This window comes from Agromyces sp. NDB4Y10 (assembly GCF_001620055.1).
GTDB classification, from domain to species: domain Bacteria; phylum Actinomycetota; class Actinomycetes; order Actinomycetales; family Microbacteriaceae; genus Agromyces; species Agromyces indicus.
The window spans coordinates 59580-74909 of sequence record NZ_LQGY01000055.1 but is presented as its reverse complement, the minus strand read 5'-3'; the positions used below and the strand labels follow the sequence as shown (position 1 = coordinate 74909).

The window sequence follows — 15330 nt, the reverse complement described above, 5'->3', positions numbered from 1 at the left end:
GCATCGGCCGCGCGGCGCCCGCGAGCGCGTCACCTCGTGTGACGCGGGCGCGCTACTCGACGACGAGCGCGAGCGACGTGTCGCCGCACGGCACGACGGTGCCGCCGCCCGGCAGGCGCGCGGCATCCGTCACCCGGCCCGCGGCCTCGGCCTCGCGGAGCGGCGCGAGCGCCTCGGCGAGCCCGTCGAGCCGGAGGAGCGCCCCCGTGGCCCGGTGCGTCTCGCTCGACGCGACGATCCGACCCGACGCGTTCACGATCGTGCACGTGCCGCCGGCGCCGCGCAGCACGGGCAGCAGCACCTGCTCGAGGCGGGCGACGTACACGTCGGCGCCCACGAGCCCGACCATCTCGTCGTCGACGCGGACGGGCGTCGTGATGGTCACGGTGTAGTCGTCGGTGCAGAGGTAGTCGACGTACGGGCCGGTGAGGTGCCGGCTGCCGGTCCGCTCGGGCACGCGCCACCACTCGAGCGTCGTGTAGTCGCGGAACGACTCCGCGTCGGGGTCGCTCTCGGCGTCGAGGCGACGGATGCCGCGGGCGGCCTCCGCCTGGAACGGCGACCGGCCGCTCAGCCACCAGGCCAGGTGCCAGGGCGCGTCGACGAGGTAGCCGGGTGCGGCGACGAAGCCCGCGCCGGTGATGAGCGTCTCGGCCCGGACGAGTTCGACGGCGACGAGGTCGTGCACGAACGGGTCGACGGACGCCGCGCGCGGCTCGGCGTCGCTCGAGAGCCGCCGCTCGGCGGCGTCGCGCCACGAGTCGATGACGGCGAACACGGGATCGATGACGTCGGCGACGCGTCGTGCGACGGTCGCCGCGTCGGTGGCGACGGCGTGGGTCATGATCCACTCCCTTCCCCGGCTTCGAGGCGCGCCTTCTCGTCGATGAGCCATTCGACGCACTCGGTGACGTGGTCGACGGTCGCGCGGCGGGCGGATGCGGCATCCGCTCGCCGGATCGCGTCGATGATGTCGAGGCGTGCCTGCCTACTGCGGTCACGGTACTCCTGGGCCCGCAGGCACAGGAAGAGCAAAGGTCCCGTCTCGGCCTGGAGGCGGAGTTCCTCGTGGACCAGGCGGGGCGACTGGCTGACGGCAGCGACCTCGAGCCGGAACCGGCTGACCGCGCGGCGCGCGCCGCCGGCGGAGGTGAGGTCGGCGCGGGCGTCGATCTCGACGAGCGAGGCCACGTCGTCGTCGCTCGCGCGATCGGCGGCGACCTCGGCGGCCATGCCGGCGATCGCGGCGACGTGCAGCGACAGGTCGCGGAGCTCGATGCGGCTCGTGGTGCGCAGCCGTTCGTCGAGGAGTCGTGCCGAGGCGTCGCGATCGTAGGTGACGAAGCTGCCGCCGTCTCGGCCGCGCCGGGTGCGGACGAGCCCCTTGTGGCGCAGCGCGACGAGGGCTTCGCGGGCGGTGACGAGGGCGACGCCGAGGCTCTTGGCGAGATCGGCCTCGCTGGGCAGTCGCTCGCCGTCGTGGAGCACCCCCGAGACGATCGCGTCGGTGAGGCGCTGCTCGACGAGTTCGGCGCGGCCGGCGCCCTCGAGCGGGGAGAAGATCACGGCGCGGGCGGCGTCGGCGCGCGCGGTGGCGTGCGGCATCCGTCCTCCTCGATGGTGCGCCGCGGCGGGTCCCCCGGACTGGGGGCGGCCTCCGCCGCTTCCGTGATCAGACCGTAACACGGACCTATGGACTATGACATATGAAGCCATATGATTTACCGCATCGAGATCGAAGGAGATCGTCCATGACCGACCAGCAGCCGGCCATCCGGCTCACCGGACTCACGAAGGAGTTCGGCGCCGTCACCGCCGTCGACCACGTCGATCTCGAGATCGGCGCGGGCGAGTTCTTCTCGATGCTGGGCCCCTCCGGCTCGGGCAAGACCACGGTGCTCCGCCTGATCGCCGGGTTCGAGCAGCCCACGGATGGCACGATCGAGCTCTTCGGCGACGACGTCACGAGGCGGGCGCCCTTCGATCGCGACGTCAACACGGTCTTCCAGGACTACGCGCTCTTCCCCCACATGAACGTGCTCGACAACGTCGCGTACGGGCTCCGGGTGCGCGGCATCGGCAAGGCCGAGCGCAACGAGCGCGCCCGCCGGGCGCTGGCATCCGTTCGCCTCGAGCAGATGGCCGATCGCAAGCCCGCGCAGCTCTCGGGCGGGCAGCGGCAGCGCGTCGCCCTCGCCCGCGCCACCGTCGTGCAGCCCAAGGTGCTGCTGCTCGACGAGCCGCTCGGCGCGCTCGACCTCAAGCTCCGCGAGCAGATGCAGGTCGAGCTGAAGCAGATCCAGCGCGACCTCGGCATCACGTTCATCTTCGTCACGCACGACCAGGAGGAGGCGCTCACGCTCTCCGACCGGGTCGCCGTGTTCAACAACGGTCGCATCGAGCAGCTCGGCACGCCCGCCGAGCTCTACGAGCGGCCCGCCTCGCGGTTCGTCGCCGACTTCGTCGGCACCTCCAACCTGTTCGACGACCGCGTCTCGCAGGCGCTCCTCGGTCGCGGCGGCGTCCACTCCGTGCGCCCCGAGAAGATGACCGTCGGCGCCGGCGAGACCGGCGCCGGCATCCGCAACGCCCCCGGAACCGTCGCCGAGACCATCTACCTCGGCAGCGGCATCCGCCTCGTGGTCGACCTCGACGCCGGCGTGCGCGTCAGCGTGCTCGAGCAGAACGACCGCAACCGCACCCACGACGAGGACCGCGGCGATCGCGTCGTCGTCAGCTGGCACGACGACGACGTCATCGCCCTCGGCGGGGCGGATGCCGCCGCGCCCGCGCCCGCCGCCTGAAACCGACCCGAACCGCACCACCGATCACACACCCGCACACACAGAAACCAGGAGAGAACCCATGATGCGCACCACGCGCACGGCGCGCCGCGGCGCGACCGTCGGCGTCGCGATCGGCTCGATCGCGCTGCTCACCCTCACCGCCTGTGGCACGACCTCGGGCGAGACCGCCGCCACCGGCGACGCGGCCACCGAACTCGGCGAGACCGAGGGCCAGGTGTCGATCCTGGCGTGGCCCGGCTACGTCGAGGACGGCTCCAACGACCCCGCCGTCGACTGGGTCACCCCCTTCGAGGAGGAGACCGGCTGCGAGGTCACGTCCAAGACCTACGGCACGTCGGACGAGGCCGTGAACCTCATGAAGACCGGCGACTACGACGTCGTCGCGGCATCCGGCGACGCCACGCTGCGGCTCATCGCCGGCGGCGAGGTCCAGCCCGTCAACACCGACCTCATCCCGAACTACGAGGGCATCTACGACTTCCTCAAGGAGAAGGAGTGGAACTCGGTCGACGGGCAGTCGTACGGCGTCCCGCACGGCTACGGCGCGAACCTGCTCATGTACAACACGGAGGTCTTCCCCGAGGCGCCCACCTCGTGGGACGTCGTCTTCGACCGGGCCTCCGAGAACTCCGGCAAGGTGACGGCGTACGACTCGCCGATCTACATCGCGGATGCCGCGGTGTACCTGATGCACCACCAGCCCGAGCTCGGCATCGAGAACCCGTACGCGCTCGACGAGGAGCAGTTCCAGGCCGCAGTCGACCTGCTCAAGGAGCAGCGCCAGCACATCGGCGAGTACTGGTCCGACTACCTCAAGGAGATCCAGGCCTTCGAGACCGGCGACTCGGTCGTCGGCACGACCTGGCAGGTCATCCAGAACGTGCTCGCCGGATCCGGCGCGCCGACCGAGGTCGTCCTCCCCGAAGAGGGCGCGACCGGCTGGTCGGACACGTGGATGATCGCCTCCGACGCCGCCAACGTGAACTGCGCGTACGAGTGGCTGAACTACATCGCCAGCCCCGAGGCGAACGCCCAGGCCACCGAGTACTTCGGTGAGGCGCCGTCGAACCAGGAGGCGTGCGAGTTCCGCAGCGAGGGCTCGTGCGAGGCGTTCCACGCCGGTGACGAGGAGTACGCCTCGCAGATCTGGTACTGGACCACCCCGATCGCCGAGTGCGTCGACGGCCGCACCGACGTCGAGTGCGTCGACTACGCCCAGTGGACGGCGGCCTGGCAGGAGATCAAGGGCTGAGCCCGACGCGGGCCGGGGAGACCGGCGCCGCCGACGAGAGATCAGCCCCCCTCGGTCTCCGACGACGGCACCGCTCCCCGGTCCGCCCCCGCCGTTCCCGAACCCCTCCCACTTCCCCGACGAACCGCACCGACAGGAAGACGAATGACGACGAATGCGACGGCACCGGCCCCGGTCCGCGGCCCCGACCGCGACGACGGCTCCCGCAGCGCCATCCGCCGGCCCAGGGCCACCCCCGCCCGCCGCACGTCGGTGTTCCTCAGCACCCACCCGCGGATGCGGCTCGCCCTGCTCCTCTCGGCCCCGCTGTTCTGGCTGGGCCTCGTGTACGTGGTGGCACTCGCCGCGCTGCTCGTCACCGCGTTCTGGTCGGTCGACAGCTTCACGGGCCAGATCCGCACCGAGTGGACGATCGACAACATCGTCACGGTGCTCACCGGGTCGCTGTACCAGACGGTGACCCTCCGCACGATCGGCGTGGCGCTGCTCGTGACCATCATCGACGTCGCGCTCGCACTGCCGATCGCGTTCTACATGGCGAAGGTTGCCTCGCCCCGGGCCCGCCGGCTGCTCGTCATCGCCGTGCTCATGCCGCTGTGGGCGAGCTACCTCGTCAAGGCGTACGCCTGGCGGTCGGTGCTCTCGCAGGACGGCATCCTCGAGTGGCTCGTGTCGCCGTTCGGCCTGAGCACGCCCGGCTACGGCCTGCCCGCGACGATCATCACGCTGTCGTACCTGTGGCTGCCGTACGTGATCCTGCCGATCTACGCCGGGCTCGAGCGGGTGCCCGACTCGCTGCTCGAGGCCTCCGCCGACCTCGGCGGCAAGACCTGGCCGACCGTGCGCCACGTGGTGCTGCCGCTCGCCGCCCCGGCGATCATCGCCGGCACCATCTTCAGCTTCTCGCTGTCGCTCGGCGACTACATCACGGTGAACATCGTCGGCGGGGCGAACCAGATGCTCGGCAACCTCGTCTACACGAACGTGGGCGCGGCGAACAACCTGCCGCTCGCGGCGGCGATCGCGCTCATCCCGATCGCGATCATCTTCGGCTACCTCGCGCTCGTGCGTCGCACGGGTGCCCTCGACAACCTCTAGGGGCGAACGGATGCGACTCTCCCGACTCTCGCGCACGATGCTCGGCGCCGTGGCCGGCCTCATCCTCGTGCTGGTGTACGTGCCCCTGCTGGTGGTGCTCGTGAACTCGTTCTCGACGTCGACCTCGCTGTCGTGGCCGCCGCCCGGGTTCACGCTCGAGTGGTGGCGGCGCGCGTTCGCGTCGGCCGGCGCGATGGAGGCCGTGCAGACGAGCGTCGTGGTGGCCCTCATCTCGACGGCGATCGCGCTGGTGCTCGGCACGCTCATCTCGTTCGCGCTGCAGCGGTTCGACTTCTTCGGCCGGCAGACGGTGAACCTGCTGGTGATCCTGCCGATCGCGCTGCCGGGCATCATCACCGGTATCGCGCTGAACAACTTCTTCCGCACGATCATGGGCATCCCGCTGTCGATCTGGACCGTGGTGATCGCGCACGCCACCTTCTGCATCGTGACGGTCTTCAACAACGTCATCGCGCGGCTCCGGCGCACCGGCACGAAGCTCGAGGAGGCGTCGGCCGACCTCGGCGCGGGCGTGTGGACGACGTTCCGGCTCGTGACCTTTCCCCAGCTGCGGTCGGCGCTGCTCGCGGGCGGGCTGCTCGCGTTCGCGCTGTCGTTCGACGAGATCATCGTGACGACGTTCACGGCGGGGTCGGGCGTGACGACGTTGCCCATCTTCATCCTGAACAACATGTTCCGGCCCAGCCAGGCGCCCATCGTCGCCGTGATCGCGGTGGTGCTGGTGCTCGTGTCGATCATCCCGATCTACCTGGCGCAGCGCCTCTCGGGCGACGAGCAGCAGCGCCGCTGACTCCGGCCCGCCAGAATGGGCGGTATGGATGCCGCGATGCCGACGTCGTTCTCCGCCGCCCTGCCCGAGTGGCTCGTCGCCGAGCTGCCGGCACTGGCCGAGACGGTCCTCCCCGACGACGAGTCCCGCGTCGGGCTCGCGATCGACCTCGCGGACCGCAACTGGCGCGCCGGCAACGGCGGGCCGTTCGCGGCGCTCGTGGTCGACGCGGCATCCGGTCGGCTCGTCTCGGCCGGCGTGAACGTCGTGCTCTCGAGCGGGCTCAGCTCGACGCACGCGGAGGTGACCGCGCTGAGCCTGGCCCAGGCGCGCCTCGGCCGGTGGGACCTCGGTGCGGACGGCGCCGAACTCGAGCTCGTCGTCAACTGGGCGACGTGCGTCATGTGCTACGGCGCGACCATGTGGTCGGGCGTGCGCCGGCTCGTCATCGCGGGGCACGGCGACGACTGCCAGCGCCTGACCGGCTTCGACGAGGGGCCGATGCCCGCCGACTGGATGGGCGAGTTCGAGCGGCGCGGCATCCGCGTGCGAACCGACGTGCGGCGGGAGGACGCGCTCGACGTCTTCCGCGCGTTCGGGGCGTCGGATGCGGTCGTGTACAACGCGCGGGGGCAGGCCGACGCCTGACGGGGTGCGGGCGGCGAGGGTGCCCGAGCGGTTCGGCGCTCACGTGAGCGCTCGGTTCCCATCTCCATGCGCAGATGAGCATTCCTCGACGATGATGCATCGTTTCTGCCTGTTCATCAGGGAGTTTCCGTCTGGATAACGTTCGGTGACGGGTGCGCCGCAACCCTTCACACCGCGACATCCCGCCGCATATGCTGTGCCCCGTGCGTGGGCCATCGTGGGCCCACCGGCAACGAGGAGCATGATGAAACGTCCCTACCACGCGCTCGCGGGCCTCACCGCCGGTGCGCTCGCCGCGGTCGGCCTCGCCGTCCCCGCCGCCCACGCCGCCGACGGCGTCGCGAACGACCTGATCATCAGCGAGTACGTCGAGGGCAGCTCCAACAACAAGGCCCTCGAGTTCGCGAACCTCACGGCGAACCCGATCGACCTCGGTGCCGGCGGCTACGCCGTCAAGATGTACTTCAACGGCGGCGTCACGCCGGGCCTGACCGTCAGCCTCACCGGCACCGTCGCCGCGGGCGAGGTGCACGTGCTCGCGCAGGGCTCCGCCAATGCGACCGTGCTCGCCGCGGCCGACCAGCTCAACAGCGGCAGCTGGTTCAACGGCGACGACGCCATCGTCCTCGAGAAGGCGGGCGTCGTCATCGACTCGCTCGGCCAGGTCGGCTTCGACCCCGGCACCGAGTGGGGCACCGGCCTCACCTCCACGGCCGACAACACGCTGCGCCGCAACGCCTCCGTGTGCTCGGGCGACACCAACACCGCCGACACGTTCGATCCCGCCGCGCAGTGGACCGGCTTCGCGGTCGACACGTTCGACGGCCTCGGCGCCCACACCGCCGACTGCGAGGCCGGCGACGGCGATGGCGGCGGCGGCGACCCGGGTGACGGGGGCGGCGACCCCGGCACCGGACCCACCTGCGACACGGACGTCGCGACGATCGGCTCGGTGCAGGGCTCCGGCACCGCCTCGCCGGTGGTCGGCAGCACGCGAACCGTGCGCGGCACCGTGGTCGGCGACTTCCAGGTCGGCGGCTTCAACGGCTACTACCTGCAGGACGCGGGCGACGGCGACGCCGCGACCTCCGACGGCCTGTTCATCTACGCCCCCGGCGGTGCCGACGTGAACGCCGGCGACGTGCTGACGGTGACGGGCACGGTGAGCGAGTTCTTCAACATGACGCAGATCACCGCGTCGCAGGTCATCCCGTGCGCGACCGGCGCCGCCCTGCCCGCTGCCACGACGCTCGAGCTTCCGGCGACGGATGCCGAGCGCGAGGCGCTCGAGGGCATGCGCGTGACGCTGCCGCAGTCGCTCGCCGTGCTGGAGTACTTCAACTACGGCCGCTACGGTGAGATCGCGCTCGGCACCGACCGCCAGTTCCAGCCCACCGCGGTGTACGCCCCCGGATCGGCCGAGGCGATCGAGCTGGCCGCCGCGAACGCGCGCGGTCGCATCACGCTCGACGACGGGCGCAGCAACCAGAACCCCGACCCGCTCCGCCACCCGAACGGCGACCCGTTCTCGCTGCAGAACACCCTGCGCGGCGGCGACCTCGTCACCGGCCTCACCGGCGTGCTCGACTACCGGAACAACGCCTACAAGATCCAGCCGACCGAGGCCGCCTCGTACCAGCGGGCGAACCCCCGCGGTGAGGCGCCCGAGGTGGCCGGCACGACGACGGTCGCGAGCTTCAACGTCCTCAACTACTTCACGACGCTGAACGCGCGCGGCGCCAACACCGCCGCCGAGTTCGAGCGCCAGGAGGCGAAGATCGTCGACGCCATCTCCCGCATCGACGCCGACATCGTCGGCCTCATCGAGATCGAGAACAACGGCGGCACCGCGCTGAACGCGCTCGTCGCTGCACTCAACGATGAGATGGGCGCCGGAACCTACGCCGGCATCGACACCGGCAGGCTCGGCACCGACGAGATCACGACCGCGCTCATCTACAAGCCGGCGAGCGTCGTCCCCGTGGGCGCCCACGCCGTGCTCGACGCCTCGGTGGACCCGCGCTTCGACACGACGCGCAACCGCCCGGCGCTCGCGCAGACGTTCGAGCCGGTCGGCGGCGGCGACGACGTCACCGTCGTGGTCAACCACCTCAAGTCGAAGGGCTCGGCGTGCGCGGGCGACCCCGACCGCGGCGACGGCCAGGGCAACTGCAACGGGACCCGCACGGTCGCGGCGCAGGCGCTCGCCGACTGGCTGGCGACCGAGCCGACCGGTGCCGACGCGGGCCGCGAGCTGATCATCGGCGACCTCAACGCGTACGACAAGGAGGACCCGATCACGGCGCTCCGCAACGCGGGATACACCGACCTGCTGCGCCAGTTCGTCGGCGAGTTCGCCTACTCGTACGTGTTCGACGGACAGCTCGGCTACCTCGACCACGGCCTGGCCGGCGCGAGCCTGCTCGAGGACGTGACCGGGGCCGCGGAGTGGGCGATCAACGCCGACGAGCCGACGATCCTCGACTACAACACCGAGTTCAAGTCGGCCGGCCAGGTGTCGAGCTGGTACGCGCCCGACGCCTACCGCTCGAGCGACCACGACCCCGTGATCGTCGGACTCGACCTCACGGTGCCCGACACGACCGCGCCCGAGCTCACGGTGACCGCGGACCCGTCGGTCGTGTTCCCGCCGAACAACAAGTGGCGGACGGTCGCGGTCGACATCGCCGCGTCGGACGACTCCGGCGAGGTCGAGGTCGAGCTCACCGACACCGCGTCCACCGGGGCGAAGGCCGAGGTGCGGGTGGTCGACGGTGACGTGCAGGTGAAGGCCGTGCGCGGCGCGACCTACACGCTCACCTACACGGCGACCGACCCGAGCGGCAACGCCACGACCGCATCGGTCACGATCCGGGTGGCCCCGTAGGTCGGCTGAACCCCGGCGACATGCAACGGCGCGCCGCTCCCCATGCGGGGGCGGCGCGCCGTCGTCGTGAGCGGAACGTTCAGCGGTGGTCGTGGACGCACCGGGCGTGGCCGTGCCCGTGCCCGTGACCATGGCGGTGCCGGTGGTCGTCGCCGTCGGCGTGGCCGGAGCCGCCGTGGTGGCCGAAGCGGGGTCCGGCCCAGTGAGGATCGCGGAAGCGGCGAGGTCCTCGGCCGAACCGACGTCCGGGCCGGTCCGGCCGGTCCTCGCTCCAGCCGAGTTCGCGGGCGATGGCCTCGAGCGTGGCGACCGTGGTCGCGTAGTCGTCGGCCGGCACGGCCTCGGCGATCCGCGAACGGATGCCGCGGACACGCTCGCCGAGCGTCGCGAGCGCCGCGCGGCCGTCGTCGGTGAGGTGCAGGTCGCCGGCGTCGCCGGCGATCCATCCGCGTTCGACGAGCGATGCGACGAGCTCGGGCCGGCGCTCGAGTTTCATGCTCAGCCGCTCGTCGCGCGCTTCGCCTCCGATGAGGTTGAGCAGCCGCCATTCGCGACGGGTGACCTCGAGGTCGTCGAACGCGGCGGCGAATTCACGCGCGATGGCCCGGTCGACGGTCGTGAGCCAGAAGCCGAGCGGGCGGCCCGGGCCGGAGGGCTCGGATCGGTCGTGGGAGTCAGGGGCGTGGTCGTGGGAGTCAGGGGTGTGGTCGTGGGAGTTCATGGGGATCCTTTCGGATGCGCCGATCCGGCGCGGAGAGTCGGCCGCCGAGGGCCGGATGGAGTCGCCGCGAGTGCGGCCGCGGGGCGAGAGCCCCGCTCGAGGAGACGATGCATGTCATCAGGCATGCATATGTACTGTGACATGCAATGCGAATGCATGTCAAATGACAAGTACTCTGGAGGCGTGAACGACGACCCCGAGACGCCCGCCGGCTCTGCCGGAAGCGACGATCCGGTGAGTCCGGCCGATGCGCCCGAACGCATCGCGCGCGCACTCGCCGCGCTCCGCCGTGGCGGCCGACCGCCGTGGGCCACGCGCGACGACGACCGGCCCGAGCGCGGGCGGGGTCACCGGCACGGACACCCCCACGGCGGGCCGCACGCCCACGGCCCGGGCCCGTCCGGCCACCGCGGGCCCCAGGGCGAACCCGGCGCCGGCCCGTGGGCGTTCCGGTTCGGTCCGGTCGCCCGGCACCGGCTCCTCGCGACCCTCGACGCGGCCGACCGCGCCATGTCGGTCACCGAGCTCGCCGAGGCGATCGGCGTCGACCAACCGCGCGCGAGCCGCCTGGTGCAGGGCGCCGTCGCCGACGCCCTCGTGGCGCGCGAGGCCGATCCCGACGACGCCAGGCGCACCCGGGTGCGCCTGACCGAGTCCGGCCGCGCGGCCGTCCGCTCCGCCGGAGCCGAGCACCGCCGGGCCATCGAGTCCGCCCTCGACGGATTCAGCGACGAGGAGCGCGTCGTGTTCGCCGACCTCCTCACGCGGTTCGCCGAGGGCCTCCGCCGCGAGCGCGGCCGCTGACCGCGCCGGTGCCGGCCCGGCTAGCCGTCGGAGCGGGTCACTGAGGACGGGGTCGCGTGCGCGGCATCCGCGACCCGCTTCGGCAGCCGCACGAACAGCATCATCACGAACCCGGCCGCGAGGACCAGCGCAATGCCCAGGATGCCCCAGTACTGCGCGCCGAACACCGCGATGAATCCCGCCCACGCGAGCGGTGCGAGGAAGCTCGCCGCGCGACCCGTGGTCGCGTACAGCCCGAAGATCTCACCCTCGCGTCCGGCCGGCGTCACCCGGGCGAGGAACGACCGGCTCGCGGCCTGGGCGGGCCCGACAAGGGCCGACAGGAACAGGCCGAACACCCAGAACACCGTCTTGCCGGCGTCGTGCGCGACGAAGACGACGACCGCCGAGACGATCAGCCCGCCCAGGGTCGCGAGGATCACGGCCCGCGGACCGAACCGGTCGTCGAGCCGGCCGACCACGATCGTCGACACGCCCGCCACCACGTTCGCGGCGACGCCGAAGATCACGACCTCGTTGAACGAGAAGCCGAACGTGATGCTCGCGATCACCGCGCCGAACGTGAACACGCCCGCGAGCCCGTCGCGGTACACCGCGCTCGCCAGCAGGAACCAGAACGTCGGACGCGCCTCGCGCCAGAGCCGGGCGATGTCCCGCCCGAGCACCACGTAGCTGCGGAAGAAGCCGACGCGCTCACGGCCCGGCGCGGCCGGGGCCTCGGGCACGTTGAGGAAGATCGGCAGCGAGAACACCACCGTCCAGATCGCGCAGAACAGCGCCACGAGCCGGATGTTGAGCCCGCCGTCGGTCGGGATGCCGAACCAGTCGGCGAAGTCGGCCACGACGACCAGCGCGAGCACCACGATGCCGCCGAGGTAGCCGAAGCCCCAGCCGAGCCCGCTCACGCGACCCACCGTGCGCGCGTTCGAGACCTGCACGAGCATGGCGTTGTAGTTCACGCCCGCGATCTCCTGGAACACCGTGCCGGCCGCCAGCAGCCCCGCCCCCAGCCAGAAGAAGCGCCAGTCCGCCTCGACGAACACCATCATCGCCTGGCAGAGCACGACCCCGCCCGTGGCGAGGGCCAGCCAGAACTTGCGCCGGCCCGCGGCATCCGCTCGCTGCCCCAGCACCGGCGCGAGCACCGCGATGAGGATGCCGCCGAGGCCGACCGCGAGCCCCAGCTGCGACGAGAGCTCGGCGAGGCCGCGCTCGTACGCGGGATCGTCGGGCGACAGCCCGGCCACCTGCGGCGCGAGGAACAGGGCGCTCGTGAGGTACACCGAGAAGACGAACGTCGTGATGACGGAGTTGAACGGCTGCGTCGCCCAGTCCCACAGCGCCCACGACCACACCTGCCGGCGCGGCACGGGCCGGTCGCCGGCGAGCTCCAGGCCCGTGATGACCCGCAGCTCGCCGGTCGAGAGGTGCGGGGCGGTCGCGGTCGAGGCGCGCTCCGCCGGGGGCTGTGGGTCGGTCATGGGGGCAGTCTTCCGGCGCGGGGTGAACGGGCGGTGACGGCGCGCCCGGCCGGGCCGATCCGCGTCGATCCCGTGCAGGCTAGCGGCTCGCAACGCCCCTGCGGAAGTGCCGGGACCCGCCGCCGCCCGTCGCCCGACCCGCCGTGCGTCACCGCGGCGGCAGGCGCACGTCGGCCGTCACCATGAAGTGGTCGCTGGGGAAGAGCCCGTCGACCGGCTCGTCGATGATCGACGCGCCTTCCACGACGGCGCCGGATCCGTTGGCCATGAGGATGTGGTCGATCCTCCGATCCATCTCCTTGACGGCCTCGAGCGGCGCGAACGGGACCGCGGAGCTCAGCGTCACCGCATCCGCTGCACCGCCGGCGATCGCCCAGACATCCACCGCCACCGGCGCCAGCGGGGCGAACTCGGCCTGGGAGACGTCGCAGTTGAGGTCGGCGAGGAGGAACGTCGGTGGCGCCAGGTCGGGCGCGCCGATCAACTCGGCGAGCCGCCTCGTCTGGGCGAGGTGGTCGTCGGCGTACGCCGGTTCCCACTCGGTCGCCGCGACCACGACGCGCAACGGCGTCTCGGGGTGCGCGATCCGCGCCTCGAGGGCGACCGGGGCGACCTGCCGGTGGCTCACGGGCAGCTCGTGCTCCACGGTGCCGGCGATCGGCCACCGGCTGACGAGGCCAACGCCCATCCGCACGCCCGCCTGGTCGTCGTGCTCCGGCGGCTCCGGCACCGGCGGCAGCGATGGGCCCGCGAAGGCGGCGTGCATCCCGAGGTGCGCGGCGATGCGATCGGCCTGCGACTCCGTCCGGGTCGCCCAGCACTCCTGCAGGCCGAGCACGTCCGGCGCGACGCGCTCGAGCGTCGTCAGGATCCCGCGCTCGCGCGCCCGCCAGTCGGGCGCGAACCGCCAGAGCACGTTCCACGTCGCGAGTCGCATGCGCGGCAGCGTAGGCGCGAGCGCCGGCGATCGCGAGCCCCTTGCGCCGCCCGGGTCGCCGGGGTCCCCGAGCTGCCCGGGTCCCCGAGCTGCCGGGTCCCGCCGGACGGGAATCGTCGGACCGGCGATCCGGTACCGACGATTCCCGTCCGACCTGTGCTCGGCGGCGTCCACCACGGCGAGCGGATGCCGCGGCTCAGCCGGTCACGTCGCCGACGAGCTGCGCGAACAGGTCCTCGGCGTCGCACTCCAGCCGCTGCCGCGTGAACCATTCGCACACGTTGACGCAGTCGCGGTGCAGCAGGTCGAACCCGTTCGGGTTCGCGACGACGTCGACCACCTGCGGCAGGTCGATCGCGACCACCCGCCCGCGGTGCACGAGCAGGTTGTAGGGCGAGAGGTCGCCGTGTGCGAGCCCCGCGAACGCGAGCGTGTGCATGAAGTCGACGACCTGGTGGAACAGGTCGCGCAGCTCGTCGCGCGAGGCGCGCACCTGCGCGAGCCGCGGCGCCGCCACCCGCCCCTCGCCGATGAACTCCATGAGCACCTCGGTCTCGCCGACCTGCACGGGATACGGGACGGCCGCGCCGAGCTCGGCCAGCCGGCTGAGCGCGGCGAACTCGGCGTACGCCCATTCGGTGCGCGCGACCTCGCGGCCGTACGACGACGAGCGCTGCACGGCGCGCACGTCACGGCTGCGGCGCGGCGCCGCGCGGCCCTCGGTGTACACCGCCGAGCGATGGAACATCCGATGTTCGGTGCCGCGATAGCGCTTCGCGGCGAGGAGCGTGCGGTTGCCGGGTACCTCGGGCGGCGCACCCGGCACCGCGCGTTCGATGAGCCAGAGGTCGGCCTCCTTGCCGGTCTTCACGATGCCGAGTTCGGTGTCGATCGCGGCGGCGGAGGTGACGACCCAGTCGGGGCGCGGGAGAGGCCCGCGCTCGCTGGGCTGGGTGGCCGGCCAGGTGGACCAGCGCTGGTCCTCGCCCGGCTCGACGTCGGCGAAGGCGAGGTCGTGGGCGAACGCCGCGGCGAGCGGCGTGGCGGATGCCGCGCGGCGCGCGGCGGAATCGTCGAGTGACGACAGCATGTTCACGGTGGTTCTCCGAGATCGTGGAGGCCACCGTCGCGGATGCTAGCGGGCGGCCTCGCAGGGAAGGGTGTCTGCGATACGCGCGACAAGGACGGTGTTCATCGCTCACTCCTTCCGGTCTCGGCCCGCTGGGCGCTCGTGCTCGCCTCGATCGAGGCGACGGATGCCGCGTGGCGCGGCCCGCACGAGCATACGCCGGTGCCGCGGCATCCGTAAAGACCCGCGCCCGGTCGGTGCTAGTCGGCGACGGCCACGAGGAAGTCGGCCGAGGTGGTGAAGTACGTCACGCCGTCGACGTGCGCCATGACGGGGATGTAGTTCGGGTCGTAGTCCGGCGGGGCCTCCAGGGCGCCGGGGAGCGGGTAGCCGGTCTCGACCCACCCGGACCCCTGTAGCCCGGCCGAACGCGCCTGCCACGCGGCATCCGTCTCGGACAGGATCGTGAACCAAACGCCGAGGTCGCCGCCGCCGAGCCAGGTGCACGACAACCCGCCGTCGGCGGCGAGCTCGGCGGCGGCCGGACCGAAGGGCTCGGAGCGGTCCGCGCGGTACTCCAGCCCGTCGGCTTCGAGGCGGGCGGCGTCCTCGGTCGCGAGCACGTTCTCGCAGGTGACCTCCTCGCCGGACGACGTGGTCGGCGCGGGCGCCGCGCTCGCGGTCGGGCTCGCCGAGTCGGCGGACCCGGACGCGCTCGGGGGCGCACTGCCGGTGGGGCGCGACGCGGGCGGGGCGGGCTCCGCGACGCATCCGGTGAAGAGGCCCAGGACGAGCCCCGCGCCGGCGAGCGCCGGAAGCGACGTTCGGATCATGGC

General features: G+C 72.2%; 14 protein-coding genes. 7 read left to right on the top strand and 7 right to left on the bottom strand.

Annotation, left to right across the window (positions count from 1 at the left end; genetic code table 11):
• Positions 1 to 52: 52 nt before the first annotated feature.
• Both AVP42_RS12645 and AVP42_RS12640 read right to left on the bottom strand, forming a co-directional pair.
• Positions 53 to 844 (bottom strand): cache domain-containing protein, encoded by a 792-nt coding sequence (locus AVP42_RS12645; protein WP_067949551.1) that lies wholly within the window; start codon positions 842 to 844, stop codon positions 53 to 55.
• Positions 841 to 1605, bottom strand: coding sequence for a FadR/GntR family transcriptional regulator (locus AVP42_RS12640; RefSeq protein WP_067949549.1), 765 nt, complete (start codon positions 1603 to 1605; stop codon positions 841 to 843). Before AVP42_RS12640 ends, AVP42_RS12645 begins: the two co-directional genes overlap by 4 nt.
• Positions 1606 to 1751: 146 nt before the next feature.
• Here AVP42_RS12640 and AVP42_RS12635 point away from each other — a divergent pair, with 146 nt between their 5' ends.
• The 6 genes from AVP42_RS12635 to AVP42_RS12610 all read left to right on the top strand — a co-directional run bounded on the left by AVP42_RS12635 (position 1752) and on the right by AVP42_RS12610 (position 9482).
• Positions 1752 to 2804 (top strand): ABC transporter ATP-binding protein, encoded by a 1053-nt coding sequence (locus tag AVP42_RS12635; RefSeq protein ID WP_067949548.1) that lies wholly within the window; start codon positions 1752 to 1754, stop codon positions 2802 to 2804.
• A gap of 61 nt (positions 2805 to 2865) precedes the next feature.
• Positions 2866 to 4059 carry an ABC transporter substrate-binding protein gene (locus AVP42_RS12630; protein ID WP_157356832.1) on the top strand — a complete coding sequence of 398 codons (1194 nt, stop codon included), beginning with the start codon at positions 2866 to 2868 and terminating at the stop codon, positions 4057 to 4059.
• A 144-nt stretch (positions 4060 to 4203) separates the two neighbouring features.
• Entirely contained in the window at positions 4204 to 5157 is a 954-nt protein-coding gene (locus AVP42_RS12625; RefSeq protein ID WP_082847236.1) for an ABC transporter permease, read from the top strand.
• A 10-nt stretch (positions 5158 to 5167) separates the two neighbouring features.
• Positions 5168 to 5968 carry an ABC transporter permease gene (locus AVP42_RS12620; protein ID WP_067949547.1) on the top strand — a complete coding sequence of 267 codons (801 nt, stop codon included), beginning with the start codon at positions 5168 to 5170 and terminating at the stop codon, positions 5966 to 5968.
• A 24-nt stretch (positions 5969 to 5992) separates the two neighbouring features.
• Complete coding sequence (locus AVP42_RS12615) at positions 5993 to 6595, top strand: nucleoside deaminase (RefSeq protein ID WP_067949546.1); 603 nt, start codon at positions 5993 to 5995, stop codon at positions 6593 to 6595.
• Positions 6596 to 6836: 241 nt separating this feature from the next.
• Positions 6837 to 9482 carry an ExeM/NucH family extracellular endonuclease gene (locus AVP42_RS12610; RefSeq protein WP_082847235.1) on the top strand — a complete coding sequence of 882 codons (2646 nt, stop codon included), beginning with the start codon at positions 6837 to 6839 and terminating at the stop codon, positions 9480 to 9482.
• Between the two features lie 79 nt (positions 9483 to 9561).
• Here the strand turns inward: AVP42_RS12610 and AVP42_RS12605 are convergent, their stop codons facing one another.
• Positions 9562 to 10203: a MarR family winged helix-turn-helix transcriptional regulator gene (locus tag AVP42_RS12605; RefSeq protein WP_067949540.1), complete on the bottom strand. Its 642-nt coding sequence runs from the start codon at positions 10201 to 10203 to the stop codon at positions 9562 to 9564.
• A gap of 183 nt (positions 10204 to 10386) precedes the next feature.
• Between AVP42_RS12605 and AVP42_RS16295 the strand changes: the two genes are divergently transcribed.
• A complete protein-coding gene (locus AVP42_RS16295) occupies positions 10387 to 11007 on the top strand; it encodes a MarR family winged helix-turn-helix transcriptional regulator (RefSeq protein WP_231878620.1) in 621 nt (206 codons plus the stop codon).
• 20 nt (positions 11008 to 11027) lie between these two features.
• Here AVP42_RS16295 and AVP42_RS12595 read toward each other — a convergent pair whose 3' ends face one another.
• From AVP42_RS12595 to AVP42_RS12580, 4 genes are all read right to left on the bottom strand, one after another.
• Positions 11028 to 12488, bottom strand: coding sequence for an MFS transporter (locus tag AVP42_RS12595; RefSeq protein ID WP_067949538.1), 1461 nt, complete (start codon positions 12486 to 12488; stop codon positions 11028 to 11030).
• A gap of 148 nt (positions 12489 to 12636) precedes the next feature.
• Positions 12637 to 13425, bottom strand: a complete 789-nt coding sequence (locus AVP42_RS12590) for an endonuclease/exonuclease/phosphatase family protein (RefSeq protein WP_067949536.1) — start codon at positions 13423 to 13425, stop codon at positions 12637 to 12639.
• Between the two features lie 196 nt (positions 13426 to 13621).
• Entirely contained in the window at positions 13622 to 14515 is an 894-nt protein-coding gene (locus AVP42_RS12585) for a serine protein kinase RIO (protein WP_082847270.1), read from the bottom strand.
• 239 nt (positions 14516 to 14754) lie between these two features.
• A complete protein-coding gene (locus AVP42_RS12580; RefSeq protein ID WP_067949534.1) occupies positions 14755 to 15327 on the bottom strand; it encodes a hypothetical protein in 573 nt (190 codons plus the stop codon).
• Positions 15328 to 15330 lie beyond the last annotated feature (3 nt).